Below are 13,440 nucleotides of genomic sequence, written 5' to 3'. Positions count from 1 at the left end.
ATATGAATATACAGAAAGTGAATTTGACGACCGAAGAAGAAGCCCGAACCGCTAACAGGCGTTTGGCAAAAAAGCGGGTTCAGTGCTTAAATGAAGCCTTCTCCTTCGTATCAAGTTCAGTGCTGGCAGAAAGTTTAGGGCTTCGAAATCCGCTTCTTCGCCAAGCGCCGGAACGTCAGGCTGTGAAAAAACCTCCTTTTCCCTTTAAAATTTCTCTATTTTTCTATTGCTACGACCCAAATTAAGTCTTTTACAGCAGACTAGTTTTTACGCTATCAATTTAGTGTGGCAGAAAACAAAGTCTAATTTCAGCTTTAAATGCTCCGTTTTTAGCAAAAACAAGACTTTTGCCTTGTAGGGTGAGTTCCATTTGTGGAGTTTGGCTATCAAATCAGGAACGCCCAGTATATTGATGCTCCGCTTGATGTTATACACCAGCATAATCAGGCTGTGTTCTCCATTTACTTTTTCTAGTCCCGTTAAGTTGGTGTGGTTGTAACCCCATTGTCGCTTGATGGTCCCAAAGATGTGCTCGTTAATCTCTTGTCGCTTGCGATACAATTGGGGATTCTCTCGATAGCGTTTGTTGTTTTCTTCTACAGCATCAGCATATTGACCTCGATCAATTTCTCGGCCTCCTGACCGACTCGTACAAAGATGTTTCACCGCGCATTCTTTGCATTTTGACGTTCGGTATTTTTTAAAATTATATCCGTCTTTTGAACTGCTTTTCTTGTGCCAATTCCCTGTGGTATGCAATGTTTCGCCTTGTGGACAAGTATAGGTATCGGTATTTTTATCATATTGAAAATTGGCTACCAAATAATCCGGCTGGGTGCCGTTTTCGTTGCTTTTCCCTTGATTGGGCTGGGCTACAATGGTCGTAATATTAGCTTGCTGACAGATCTCGATTTGTTTTCCGTTGTGATAGCCTTTGTCCACCAAAGCGCTGTACGTTGCAATCCCTAGATTCTCTTTGGCTTCCAAAGCTATTGCTGACAAGGCATTCCTGTCGTTACGGTTGATCGTGTGCGTGGCTACTACCAGATTGTGCTTAGCATCCACGGCAGCTTGGATATTAAACGATATCTCAACTACTTGTCCTTGTACTAATAAAGCCCTAGCATCACTATCGGTAGTACTTATTTGCGGTTCGCCGCTGGCCTTTAGTTTTTCTTCCAAGAGTTCATATCGCAGTTTATTCCCTTTTAAGCGTTCTATTTTTTCTTGGATATTTTGAATTATAACAGGATTTTCTTGTACATCATTTTCCTGTAATGCAGTCAGGTACTCTTGGGTTTTATTCTCGATATATTCTAGGTGTTTATCGATTTTCTTTTGATTGAAATTCGCTTTCTTACTATTATGCGCCCGGCTTTTTGTACCATCAATCGCGATGGTTTCTGCTCCTATCAAATCGATATCTTTCAAGAAGCAAACAAAGAGTTTGAATAAGTTCTTTAGGGCTACAGGATTGTTTTTTCTGAAATCAGAAATGCTATGGTAGTTCGGACAAATCCCCTCTAAAAGCCATTGCATCTCTAGGTTTCTAAAACATTCTTTTTCTAATTTCCGACTACTTCTTATTCCATTAAGATAGCCATACAAATAGATTTTTAAAAATACCGGCGTTTGGTAACTCGGGCGTCCTTCTTTTTTAAGGGTTTGCAGACTAAATCCAAGTCTTAAAATGGAGATGGTATTTACAAAAGCATCGATAAAGCGAACTTGATTGTCGCTGGAAATTGCGTCTTCTAAACTAGAAATGCGCAGCTGATTACGTGAAATTCCTTGAATATGTTGCATTACTAAAAATACGAAAAATCTTCTTTTTGTACAAGCTAATCCCTATATTTGTTATCAACCAAACCGAAGTTTTTTCACATACTGACGTTGGTGGCAATGTTACCGCAGAAGACAAAAAAACCAGAAATGTAGTCAAAAATAGATATAACTGAATTTAGAAATAGATTAAAGGACAACACGAAAATTGGCTCTCCAAAACTAAAAATATATTGGGGAATACTGTCAATTTTTTCTAATGATAATTCGAAATTCTTTTATGGAAAATTTGACAATTTGACTTTTGAATTAATAAAAAATTCTAATTTTTTTCCGAGTTTATATTTTCTGAAAGGAACATATAAGAATACTGAAAAAAATTTCACAGTGAATTATAGTTTAGAACCTGTTGGCAAATTAAGAGTTGCATGGGTAAAATACTTTCCAATTATTGCGCTAATTATGTTTAATTCCATTTTTTATTTTCAAGCAAAACCACCAATTGAAATATATGTTATATTTAATTTATTCATAGTTTTTATTTCCATCGTTTCGAAACTGCACATAAAATGTCAAAATAGAAACCTGAAAAGAAAATTCGATAAAATATTTGAAATAACTGAATGAAAAAACACAGCCACCAACAGCTAGATTTTCGTTGCCTGCGTAGCACGAACAATGAAACTCCTGTTGAACGGAACCGGTCACTGGCAGGTACTATGGAGTTATCGTAAAGTTTTAAGAAAGAATTATTAGAGGATTTAGTGTCCTCTTTTTTTGGAGTGGTTTTAGCTTGTTTTTTGAGTGTTTTTCTTCACTTTTACATAAGTGCCCTTACCCGTAAAATTAGCTTTTAGAGGGAATTGTGTTTTGAATATCCACAGTCTTTTAGTAAACTGTTTAAAAGTAAAACCAATTTAACACCAATTGAATACAGACTTAGTTACAATTGAAAACTATTATCGCTAACAACCGTTTCTAATAATGGTGGATTATGGTTTTATCAGAAAAGAATTCACTAATGAAAATTTTGATTATATTTGAAATAGTTGGTGATTCAATAACGCCGCTATCACAAGTTGCTAAACGTTTAGAATAATCTTATCCTATTATTAATCAAATATTTAAATAAAAAAAACAACTTAAAAATATGAATTATGGCACTTATCAATCCACACATTAATTTCAACGGAAACGCCGAAGAAGCATTCAATTTTTACAAATCAGTTTTTGGCGGAGAGTTTGCAAATATTTTGCGTTTCAAAGACATGCCAAGTCCTGAATATCCATTTGCAGAAAAAGAAGCAAATAAAATAATGCATATTGCTTTGCCTATTGGCAAAAACGTTTTAATGGCCAATGACGTTCCAGAAAGTATGGGACGAGTAAATGAAAACGAAAACAGGTCTAAAATATCAATTAGTGCCGAAAGCCGAGAAGAAGCAGACAAATTATTTAACGGACTTTCCGAAGGTGGAAGCATTGAAATGCCTATTAGCGACAGTCCATGGGGATCCTATTTTGGGATGTTTAGAGACAAATTTGGTATTGAATGGATGGTTGACTTTGACCCTAAATATAACGGAAAAATATAATTCAAAAACAGCGAACCTCTAACTGCAGTTTAGCAAAAAATGAGAGATTCACTTCTATGACACTTTTGTTGTTAAACCAGCTTTTGTGTATCTAATTAGCACTTGTACTAACAATTCGCTACTTGAACAATATGGCGGAACGTTAACCAATCTTCAGCAAAATCCTTAACACCAACTAATCAGAAATCCATTAACAGTAAGTACGAACAGGATCGAGAAAAATATGAATATTGATTATAAATCTGTTGACGCATACATTAAATCATTCCCAAAAGAGACTCAATCCCTTTTGGGGAAAGTTCGCGAAGTTATTCTCGAAAATGCTCCAAAAGCGGTAGAAAGTATTGCTTATGGCATGCCTGCATACAAAACAAATGGAAAACCTTTAGTTTATTTTTCAGGATTCAAAAATCACATTGGATTTTATGCAACACCAACAGGACATACTGCGTTTAGTGTTGAACTTTCAAATTATAAACAAGGAAAAGGTTCTGTTCAATTTCCTCTTGACAAACCAATCCCGTTTGACTTGATTCAGAAAATTGTTGCATTCAGGGTAAAGGAAAATGAACTAAAATACAAATAAGAATATCCCAACCCAGATCACGCTGATATACCATAATAGTTAGCACCTCTTTGCAAATTGCATCCTCAAAAGTGAGCAAATAGTACTAAAAGCTATGCGTAATTCGTACCTTTTTATTATTTCTAAAAAAACTAAATTTACAAAAGTAATGTCCGAAACTTCAACTCCTACCGTTCTTCTAGAAACCAAAACCTTTGTTTTTGATCCCTGCAGTTTTGAACTTACAAACCCAGTACTGGAAAAAGAAAGTAAGGATTATGGTGCGTATCAATTTGAACTTAATGGATTAAAAACACTATTTCGTGTGGCAAAAACTACACCTACAAAAGTGGGTCAATTTGTCACGGTATGGAAAAGAATAACAAAAGGGCCTATTCAACCTTTTGACCTTTCAGATGACATCGATTTATTTATTATCAATACTCGAAACGGGGATCATTTTGGTCAGTTTGTATTTCCTAAATCAGTACTTATCCAACAAGGAATCCTTACTACTGATTTGAAAGAAGGGAAACGAGCCATCAGGGTATATCCACCTTGGGACATCACAACAAGCAAGCAGGCTCAAAAAACCCAGAAATGGCAATTGGACTATTTTCTGGAAATCCCTTTGAACAAACCCATAGATTTAAACCGGGTAAAATTACTGTATTCTCAGTAAATTAAATCACATCTAAAACCAATCCTGTTTAAGCAATTCAAAATGACATTTGCTTCAAGATAAACGCATTTCTATATTTTATTTTATAATATACTGATTTTCAGTTGTTAAAATCAAAAATTATTTTTACTTTAGCTTCAGTTAAGGATTTCACAATTTTAATATCCTATACTATCCCCATAATCTTATTATTATTTACGAGTTAGACAACATTATAAATCCGACTAACTTGTGGTTTAAATCAATTATGTAAAAAATAATAGGTATTAATACTTCATTGTTTTTTGTCACTCATTTTTAAGCAATACCAATTTCAGTAGCCCAGTTTTATTTTATTCCGTTTTTGCAGTAATTACCAAAAGAAAATAAGGAACAATACCTGTTTTCTATGTTGCTAACCAAACTATAAATGATTAAACCACTACGTTATGGATAACTTTAAAAGTCGTGTAAGTAATGAACCAAAACAGTTTAGCGGGATAGCCATTGTGCTGCTAATATTGCTGTTGTCATTATTATTTTGGGTTATCTACGAATTTAAAGATGAAAATCGATTTGCTGTAGTAAAGTTTAATGGCAAAGGATCTACTAGCAACCTTTCAAAAAATTATAGTCTCGTTCAATTTCCTTCCAATGAAAAAAATTACGGTGCTGTGCTTGCCGAAAAAGGAGATGTATTGGGATTTAACGATCTTACTATTTCTTTTAGCAACGTTACAAATGACTCTTTACAAATTGATGATTCCGGAGATTCCCTTGTTTTTGTAAACGGTAAAGTAAATACCATCATTCTAACAGAAAAAGCAAATCTTATTCCTTGGTTTCAAAAAATGAAATGTAGAACTATAGATAACTTGGAAACGCTCTATTTCAAATCTAAAATTCCTAGAAACTATATTCCGTATTTAAAAAAAATAGCCGAATTAAAACCCAATATCGCATTGACATTTGAAGAAAATGATTCGCTAATTCTAATTGAAAATTATTTCAAAACCGCTGATTTTTTTAAACCCCAGTTTATAAGAGCATCTTTAAAACAAAATCAATTATCACTCTTATCACATTGGAAAACTACCGAATGTTTGCATTTGACTATCTCGGATTCTATAGTTACAGCTACTTTACCCGCTATGCCTGCCCTAAAGCAATGCATCATCAATGGTGGTGACATCAAATCTATGAATGTTGCTTTCTTTAAGAATAATCCGCAATTGGAAAAAATAAGTTTATTTGCCTGCTTAACTAATTATTCCGTTTTGCAGCCACTCAAAAACCTAAAGCAGTTAGTCATTACTAATTTTGGATGTACAGGAGATTTGGCAACATTAAAAAACAAATTTCCTAAGCTTTCTGTATTGATTGCCTCGGGTATTTTTACCAATATTGATGCACTTAGCACCTGTCAAAACATCAAATGGCTGGGACTCCCTGAAAACACCTCTCAAAAACAATTTGACACTATATGCACCAAATTATCAAGTTTACAAATCCTGGAAATAAAAGGAAATGATGCTGTAAAAAAGGTATCTGTATTGCAAAAATTACCCAATCTCAGGGGACTCGTAATAACAGATACGGTAACAGACAGACAATCGCTTCATGCCTTAAAACAATTACGATACTTATCCATACCAGAAAAAAACAAGGTAGACAGCACCTATGTACAAACGCTGAAAAAGAGTTTACCCGGCTGCATAATTGTTCCCAATACTGGAGCATGTATGGGTTCTGGCTGGCTGCTTTTATTAGTTCCTACTGTATTTTTATTCAGTTTAGTTTTTCCAAGAAAATTATTGAAAAAATCTTTTAAAAGAAACAAGAAAAATGGAACATTCAGAACAAACAAGAACGATTCCCAAACGAACCAAAAAAGTAGTGCTTGATGCAATTGTTTGTAGTGCTGAGTTGATGGTATTTGCCTATTTAATTACCTATCCTTTTCCGTTGAAAGCAATAGCATTTATTCCGCTGGTAATGGTTGGTTTTATTATAAGCCGGGATATTGATTCTCCTTCGATTACAATCAGGCTTTTATTTAGGGATCTTTTTTCTCTAAAAATGCTTGTACAAATTGTTATTGGACTTGAATTGGGTATCATTGCGGCAATTTATTACCGAGGTAATTTGGGAATGATAATTTTACCTATGATAATCAGGCAATTTGTAATAGTGGCAATAAGTATTGCCATCATCGAAGAATTGGTTTTTCGCGGCTTCATACAAGGTCAAATCAGTAAGTTAAATACTGATTTTGCCATATTTTTTGCTGCCTTTGCGCATGCATCGTACAAAGCTTGTCTCTTTCTTTCACCCGTAGCAATACATCAGCAACATCTTATATCCTATTTTGTATGGTCCTTTGGGGCTTATATTGTGCTCGGTTTTTTAAAACATTACTCAAAAAGTATGGTACCGGTTATTATGGCTCACGTCATTTTTGATTTGGCAGTTTATGCTGAAGTTCTACAAGCGCCTTTGTGGGTGTGGTAATCTATACAGTAAACCTAAAATTAACAACACGATTAAGATTGAGAAATCGATTTATCATGTCTAACGACATCCTAAAAGTCTTAATTCATACAAACTAAAGCTTATGTGTTTTTCAGCCAGTGCCAGTTTTGGAGCAGGGATTGTCCTTGCAGCAATAAGTGTTGCGTCTATAAAAAAAGTACAAAAACCATCCCAAATTTATTTTGCCTGTATCCCCATTATTTTTTGTGTGCAACAAATTGCCGAGGGCTTTTTATGGCTAGCATTAACCAAACCTTATTTCGCACCTTTACAACAGTTCACGACCTATACCTTTTTGTTTTTTGCCCAAGTTGTTTGGCCTTTATGGATTCCTTTTGCATCATTAAAACTTAAAAAAGAAGAAGAAAATGTTCTTTTTCAGTGGATATTGGTTGTGATTGGCCTTTCAGTAGCTTTATACCTTGGGTATTGCTTAATCACTTATTCTGTTGAAGCTAAGATCATTGGCCTTCACATCTCTTATATACAAGGGTATCCAATACTTTTTGGCAGTTATGGCGATTTGCTCTACATCATTGCTACTATTACTCCTCCACTATTCTCAGAAATCAAAAAAATGTGGCTTTTAAGCATTACCATCATCATTTCGTATATCATCACAACTGTTTTGTATGTTGATTACATCGTTTCGGTTTGGTGTTTCTTTTCTTCGATTATTAGCATCTCCGTACTAATCGTTATGGATGAAATAAAGAACCCCAGTAAAAAACAATCTAAATATTACTATAGGATTGAACACACCAAAAAAACAAGTGTTTAAAATGCTGACTTTTAGTTTTTATTCTATTTTTTTCTTTAAATTTTCTTTCACACTATTAAACCATTCCTCTCTGAGAATACTCAAAATAATACTATCTCTACGAACGTCACTCCCTAAAGTAGGCATATGATTACGCATTACTCCTTCTATTGTGCATCCAATACTTTTCATGGCTGCAATGCTTCGCTGGTTGTTATTATCTGCACGAAATTCTACGCGTTCCATTCCAAGGGTTTCAAAAGCAAACTCTAACAACAAAAATTTACAACGTTTGTTAAGTCCAGTGCCACGAAAATCTTTGCCGTACCAAGTATAACCCAACTGCAGGGTTTTGAATGGCAAATTAATATCATAAAAACGAGTGCTTCCAGCATATTTCCCAGACTTTTTATCGAAAACTATAAAAGGAAATTCGGTTTCATTTTCTTTGTATTTTAAAGCTAGTTTGATGTAGTTTTCAAGATTATCTTTACCGTTTGCGCGCACTAGAGAATATTCCCAGGTTTCCGGTTCGTTGAGTGATATTTCCAATAAATTTTCGACGTCTGTTTCCTGTAAAGGACGTAATAAAATTGATTCGTCTTCGAGGATTGTATTTTGAGGGAAATTTGTTGTCATAATTTATTCGTTCATTTCGTCGTAACGTACGGGAATTTGCGGATCATAGAGTGGGCATTTGAATTCTTCCAAAGTATCTGCTAGCAAATTCATTGTTTTTCCTTCGGTGCCGTAGCAATCAATTTGTATGCTTTGAGGTGTAGTTTTGACATGAAAAGCGCCTTTTCCGCTGGTGTTTTTCCAACTATTTTCATCTACTTTTTCCCAGCTTGAAAACACCGAATTAATACGATTCAGGATTACTTGAACGGGAAGTATTTCTAATCCTTCGACTTCTTGTTGTTCGACCAAGGCTTCGTAAACCAAATGATGGTTTAAATAGATTCCTTCTTGATATTGCCAAAAAAGTAGTTCGTACATTTAAAAAAAATTAAAAGATTGAAAAATTAAAAGATTGAAAAACTCGTGTCAATTAATTTTTTTTAATATTCGAAAGTACCGTATTCGCTGGTAATAGTGAGTTTTTTAGCATCGGCTGCCTCTACTCTACCTACGATTTGTGCGTCCACATTAAACGATTTTGAAATTGCGATAATGTCTTGGGCAATAGCTTCGGGAACATAAATTTCCATTCGGTGTCCACAATTGAAAACTTGGTACATTTCTTTCCAATCGGTTTTGGATTGTTCTTGAATTAATTGAAACAAAGGTGGAACCGGAAATAAATTATCTTTAATAATGTGTAGATTTTGTACAAAATGTAAAATCTTAGTTTGCGCTCCTCCGCTGCAATGCACCATTCCGTGAATTTCATCAGATGAATATTGATCTAAAATTTTCTTGATAATGGGTGCATACGTTCTGGTTGGTGAAAGTACTAATTGACCTGCGTCTATTGGTGAATTCTCAACTGAATCAGTAAGATTTACTTGTCCGGAATAGATTAATTCTGAAGGAACTGCAGCATCAAAACTCTCAGGATATTTCGTTGCCAAATATTTTCCGAATACATCATGGCGCGCCGATGTTAATCCGTTACTTCCCATTCCGCCGTTATAGCTTTTTTCATAAGTGGCCTGACCAAAAGAAGCCAATCCCACAATTACGTCACCCGCTTTAATATTAGCATTGTCAATTACTTTAGAACGTTTCATACGAGCTGTTACGGTAGAATCTACAATAATAGTTCGAACGATATCACCTACGTCAGCCGTTTCACCTCCAGTGGAATGAATAGTCACCCCAAAAGAATCCAGTTCTTTGATTAATTCTTCGGTTCCATTGATGATTGCTGAAATTACTTCGGCAGGAATCAGGTTTTTGTTTCTTCCAATGGTGGATGAAAGTAAAATATTATCCGTTGCCCCTACACATAGTAAATCATCGATATTCATAATCAATGCATCTTGCGCAATACCTTTCCAAACAGAAATGTTTCCTGTTTCTTTCCAATACATGTACGCCAGAGAAGATTTAGTTCCCGCTCCGTCAGCATGCATAATCAGACAATAGTCTTCGTCTTGGGTTAAATAATCCGGGACGATTTTACAAAATGCTTGAGGAAACAATCCTTTATCAATGTTTTTTATAGCGTTATGCACGTCTTCTTTGGATGCCGAAACACCGCGAAGCGCATATCTTTTTGAAGTATCTGAACTCATGTAGTCTAGTTGTGTAACCTGCTTTATGCAGATGTGTTTTGCGGCAAAGATAATTATTTTTTTGGGTTTTGCCTATCGGGTTTTCAAGTGTTTCGTTAAATCTATAATCTACAAACCGAATGTGGATTTATTTTATTAAATTTACCATACCATTTTGTTTACCAGCATTTTAAAAAATAAATACAAAAAATAACCAGTAAACAAAACCTGTCTATCATAATGAACATCATGCTGAATTTGTATTGATTTTAATTAAAATTAAAGCTAAAAACCTTTAAACGTTTAAGAAATTCAAAACCTAGAAATAAAACCAAAAAAAAGTGGAAACCAGCAACCACATAAAAAAACGGGGCCTTACCGAAAAGCCATAAGAGTAGGAAACTAAATACCATAATACCATGCCTAAATATGTAATTGAAAGAGAAATTCCTGGTGCCGGCAAACTTACTGCCGATCAGCTAAGAGCCATTTCACAAACTTCCTGTGGAGTACTGGGTAAGATGGGCCCACAAATTCAATGGGTCAACAGTCAAGTAACAGCTAACAAAATCTATTGTACGTATATTGCCCCTAACGAGGAGATGGTTCGCGAACATGCAAAACTAGGTGGTTTTCCAGCAAACTCGGTTAATCAAGTATTTACAACCATTGACCCAACAACTGCAGAACAAACAGTTTAGTAAAAAAAATCAACTTAAAAAAAAGCCTATCCAAAATTGCACTGCCCCCAAATAGTGTCTAACTTTTTGGGTTCAGTCTAAATGGATAGGCTTTTTTACAAAATAGTGTTTGTTCCTATTTAGTAAACAACAACTCTCTGTATTTAGTCAATGTCCAGATTTCATTATCTACCAACAACTCCAGTTTATCACAGTGGTTTCTGATAATTTCAAAATATGGTTTTACTTTATTACAATACGCTTCAGCCATTTCTTGAGCATCGGCTAAATTGTTTGCTGTTTTTCTTTCATTAGTCATCTCTTCTACTTTGGAATTGATTCCTTCAATATGACCTGAAATTTCTTTGATTAAAATAATTTGCTCCTTAGCAATTGTTTTAAACTCATCACCAAAAATTTCTTTTAATCCTTTTACATTTTCAATCAACATATTTTGGTAACGAATTGCTGTAGGAATAACATGGTTTTTTGAAATATCACCTAAAACTCTACCTTCAATTTGAATTTTTTTAGTGTATTCTTCCAATTCAATTTCGTAGCGGGCTTCTACCTCAATGTTGTTCATAATTCCCATTTCCGAGAATAAATCCAAAGCTTGTTTTGAAGCTCTTGCTTTCAATGCTTCAGGAGTCGTTTTAAAGTTACTCAAACCTCTTTTAGCCGCTTCAATTTCCCACTCTTCGCTATATCCGTCACCTTCAAAAAGAACTTTTTTAGAAACTTTGATATATTCTCTCAAAACATTGAAAATCGCATCGTCTTTCTTCATGTCTTTTGATTCAATCAAAGCATCTACCTCAATTTTAAAATCTCTTAATTGTTTAGCTACAATCGTATTCAAAGTAGTCATAGCATTGGCGCAATTTGCTGAAGACCCTACTGCTCTGAACTCAAATTTATTTCCTGTGAAAGCAAATGGTGAGGTTCTGTTTCTATCCGTATTATCCAAAAGTACATCTGGAATTTTACCTACTACATTCAATTTTAAATCGGTCTTCTCTTCTGGAGATAATTTTCCGGTAGTCACCCCTTCTAACTCCGCTAAGACTTTTGTCAATTGCTCTCCAATAAACACAGAGATAATTGCCGGTGGCGCTTCATTTGCACCTAATCGATGATCATTACTTGCAGTTGCGATTGCACCTCTTAATAATGATTCATAATCATTTACAGCTTTTATAGTATTGATAAAGAAAGTCAAAAACTGTAAATTACTCATTGGCGTTTTACTAGGACTTAACAAGTTTACTCCAGTATCAGTTGCTAATGACCAGTTGTTGTGTTTCCCTGAACCATTAACGCCCTTAAATGGTTTTTCATGAAACAATACTCTCAAATCATGGCGCTCTGCTACTTTTTGCATTACATCCATTAATAAACAGTTATGATCTACAGCTAAGTTTGTCTCCTCAAAAATAGGTGCTAGCTCAAATTGATTTGGAGCCACTTCATTATGACGTGTTTTAACAGGAATTCCTAACAACATACACTCTTGCTCCAAATCTCTCATATAAGTCAAAGCACGAGTTGGAATCGAACCAAAATAATGGTCATCCAATTGCTGTCCTTTTGCAGAGGTATGCCCCAACAGTGTTCTTCCTGTCATAACAAGATCAGGTCGAGAATCAGCTAAAGATTTATCGATTAAGAAATATTCTTGCTCCCATCCTAAGGTTGCAGTAACTTTCTTTACATTCTTATCAAAATATTTACATACTTCCGTAGCCGCTTCATCCATCGCTGACAAAGCTCTCAATAAAGGGATTTTATTATCTAGTGCTTCTCCTGTATAGGATATAAAAACGGTAGGAATACATAATGTAGTTCCAAAAATAAAAGCTGGAGAAGTTGGATCCCAAGCTGTATATCCTCTTGCTTCAAATGTATTTCTAATTCCTCCATTTGGGAAACTGGAAGCATCTGGTTCTTGTTGTACTAATTGCGCTCCGCCAAATTTCTCTACGGGATCACTGCCATCGTAAGATGTTTCAAAAAAAGCATCATGTTTCTCAGCTGTTGTTCCAGTAAGGGGCTGAAACCAGTGTGTATAATGGGTTACTCCTTTTGACAGGGCCCATTCTTTCATTCCCATTGCGATATAATCCGCTAATTTTCTATCTATTTTAGTTCCGTGTTGAATAGCCCCCTGAACGGCTTTAAAAGCATCTGAAGTCAAATATTGCTTCATCGCTTTATCATTAAAAACATTAGAACCATAAATAATTGATTTTCTATCTATTTCTTCAAAATGGACAGGCTTTCTATTTGAAGCTTCTCTTAATGCTTGAAAACGAATTGATGACATAAGTATTAATTTAAAATATTAATCGTAATTTAAAACACATACAAATATAATTCATTCCAGTAATATTTAATCCTCTCATTAACATATCTTAACTTTCTTTTTTGAGACGATAATAAAAAATCATCCCTTTTTACATCTCAAGTAATAAAAATCTTAACTATTTATTAATGACTAAAAAATTCGTATTATGAATTTAATTTTTATACCCAACTAAAATTACATTTCTTTAATTATACCCCTCAAAAAATGCAGTAATGCTAAAAATTATACCTCATTAAATAAAAATTACCCCCTGATTTTACGAGATTGACAAATTAATT

At 34.5% G+C, this 13,440-nt stretch carries 13 protein-coding genes and 1 pseudogene; 9 read left to right on the top strand and 5 right to left on the bottom strand.

Translation table 11 applies throughout. The features are described 5' to 3' along the window. Positions 1-2 precede the first annotated feature (2 nt). Positions 3-245, top strand: coding sequence for a hypothetical protein (locus T410_RS09100; RefSeq protein WP_035670774.1), 243 nt, complete (start codon positions 3-5; stop codon positions 243-245). Between the two features lie 22 nt (positions 246-267). On the opposite strand, the gene T410_RS09095 is transcribed toward T410_RS09100, so the two are convergent. After that, positions 268-1,806: an IS1182 family transposase gene (locus T410_RS09095; protein ID WP_238567344.1), complete on the bottom strand. Its 1,539-nt coding sequence runs from the start codon at positions 1,804-1,806 to the stop codon at positions 268-270. A gap of 836 nt (positions 1,807-2,642) precedes the next feature. Here T410_RS09095 and T410_RS17335 point away from each other — a divergent pair. The 7 genes and pseudogenes from T410_RS17335 to T410_RS09060 form a co-directional block, all read left to right on the top strand. Beyond that, positions 2,643-2,735: pseudogene (locus T410_RS17335) on the top strand (AraC family transcriptional regulator); the annotation flags it as partial. A gap of 204 nt (positions 2,736-2,939) precedes the next feature. Further along, entirely contained in the window at positions 2,940-3,377 is a 438-nt protein-coding gene (locus T410_RS09085; RefSeq protein WP_035670768.1) for a VOC family protein, read from the top strand. Positions 3,378-3,600: 223 nt separating this feature from the next. After that, the gene (locus T410_RS09080; protein WP_035670765.1) at positions 3,601-3,963 is read left to right on the top strand and encodes an iron chaperone; all 363 of its coding nucleotides are present in this window, start codon (positions 3,601-3,603) and stop codon (positions 3,961-3,963) included. A gap of 148 nt (positions 3,964-4,111) precedes the next feature. Continuing rightward, positions 4,112-4,624, top strand: coding sequence for a MepB family protein (locus tag T410_RS09075; RefSeq protein ID WP_202963243.1), 513 nt, complete (start codon positions 4,112-4,114; stop codon positions 4,622-4,624). Between the two features lie 428 nt (positions 4,625-5,052). Beyond that, a complete protein-coding gene (locus T410_RS09070) occupies positions 5,053-6,507 on the top strand; it encodes a hypothetical protein (protein ID WP_035670762.1) in 1,455 nt (484 codons plus the stop codon). Further along, positions 6,449-7,114: a CPBP family intramembrane glutamic endopeptidase gene (locus T410_RS09065; protein WP_035670760.1), complete on the top strand. Its 666-nt coding sequence runs from the start codon at positions 6,449-6,451 to the stop codon at positions 7,112-7,114. Before T410_RS09070 ends, T410_RS09065 begins: the two co-directional genes overlap by 59 nt. A 103-nt stretch (positions 7,115-7,217) precedes the next feature. Continuing rightward, a complete protein-coding gene (locus T410_RS09060) occupies positions 7,218-7,916 on the top strand; it encodes a DUF6629 family protein (RefSeq protein WP_035670757.1) in 699 nt (232 codons plus the stop codon). Positions 7,917-7,934: 18 nt separating this feature from the next. On the opposite strand, the gene T410_RS09055 is transcribed toward T410_RS09060, so the two are convergent. The 3 genes from T410_RS09055 to T410_RS09045 all read right to left on the bottom strand — a co-directional run bounded on the left by T410_RS09055 (position 7,935) and on the right by T410_RS09045 (position 10,135). Next, positions 7,935-8,534, bottom strand: a complete 600-nt coding sequence (locus tag T410_RS09055; protein WP_035670755.1) for a GNAT family N-acetyltransferase — start codon at positions 8,532-8,534, stop codon at positions 7,935-7,937. 3 nt (positions 8,535-8,537) lie between these two features. Next, the gene (locus T410_RS09050) at positions 8,538-8,894 is read right to left on the bottom strand and encodes a hypothetical protein (RefSeq protein ID WP_035670752.1); all 357 of its coding nucleotides are present in this window, start codon (positions 8,892-8,894) and stop codon (positions 8,538-8,540) included. A 62-nt stretch (positions 8,895-8,956) separates the two neighbouring features. Beyond that, positions 8,957-10,135, bottom strand: coding sequence for an AIR synthase related protein (locus tag T410_RS09045; RefSeq protein ID WP_035670749.1), 1,179 nt, complete (start codon positions 10,133-10,135; stop codon positions 8,957-8,959). Between the two features lie 398 nt (positions 10,136-10,533). Here T410_RS09045 and T410_RS09040 point away from each other — a divergent pair, with 398 nt between their 5' ends. After that, on the top strand, positions 10,534-10,815 hold the full coding sequence (locus T410_RS09040; protein ID WP_035670747.1) for a DUF4242 domain-containing protein: 282 nt from the start codon (positions 10,534-10,536) through the stop codon (positions 10,813-10,815). 115 nt (positions 10,816-10,930) lie between these two features. Here T410_RS09040 and T410_RS09035 read toward each other — a convergent pair whose 3' ends face one another. After that, a complete protein-coding gene (locus T410_RS09035; protein WP_035670744.1) occupies positions 10,931-13,120 on the bottom strand; it encodes a glutamine synthetase III in 2,190 nt (729 codons plus the stop codon). Positions 13,121-13,440: the final 320 nt, after the last annotated feature.

It is taken from the genome of Flavobacterium sp. 83, from assembly GCF_000744835.1.
Lineage (GTDB): Bacteria > Bacteroidota > Bacteroidia > Flavobacteriales > Flavobacteriaceae > Flavobacterium.
Note: the sequence above shows the minus strand (reverse complement) of the source record. Positions and strands in the feature narration are given on the sequence as shown.

Coding starts and splice junctions, on each gene's coding strand:
- T410_RS09100 (WP_035670774.1), top strand. CDS start 3: ATGAATATACAGAAAGTGAATTTGACGACCGAAGAAGAAGCCCGAACC.
- T410_RS09095 (WP_238567344.1), bottom strand. CDS start 1,806: ATGCAACATATTCAAGGAATTTCACGTAATCAGCTGCGCATTTCTAGT.
- T410_RS09085 (WP_035670768.1), top strand. CDS start 2,940: ATGGCACTTATCAATCCACACATTAATTTCAACGGAAACGCCGAAGAA.
- T410_RS09080 (WP_035670765.1), top strand. CDS start 3,601: ATGAATATTGATTATAAATCTGTTGACGCATACATTAAATCATTCCCA.
- T410_RS09075 (WP_202963243.1), top strand. CDS start 4,112: ATGTCCGAAACTTCAACTCCTACCGTTCTTCTAGAAACCAAAACCTTT.
- T410_RS09070 (WP_035670762.1), top strand. CDS start 5,053: ATGGATAACTTTAAAAGTCGTGTAAGTAATGAACCAAAACAGTTTAGC.
- T410_RS09065 (WP_035670760.1), top strand. CDS start 6,449: ATGGAACATTCAGAACAAACAAGAACGATTCCCAAACGAACCAAAAAA.
- T410_RS09060 (WP_035670757.1), top strand. CDS start 7,218: ATGTGTTTTTCAGCCAGTGCCAGTTTTGGAGCAGGGATTGTCCTTGCA.
- T410_RS09055 (WP_035670755.1), bottom strand. CDS start 8,534: ATGACAACAAATTTCCCTCAAAATACAATCCTCGAAGACGAATCAATT.
- T410_RS09050 (WP_035670752.1), bottom strand. CDS start 8,894: ATGTACGAACTACTTTTTTGGCAATATCAAGAAGGAATCTATTTAAAC.
- T410_RS09045 (WP_035670749.1), bottom strand. CDS start 10,135: ATGAGTTCAGATACTTCAAAAAGATATGCGCTTCGCGGTGTTTCGGCA.
- T410_RS09040 (WP_035670747.1), top strand. CDS start 10,534: ATGCCTAAATATGTAATTGAAAGAGAAATTCCTGGTGCCGGCAAACTT.
- T410_RS09035 (WP_035670744.1), bottom strand. CDS start 13,120: ATGTCATCAATTCGTTTTCAAGCATTAAGAGAAGCTTCAAATAGAAAG.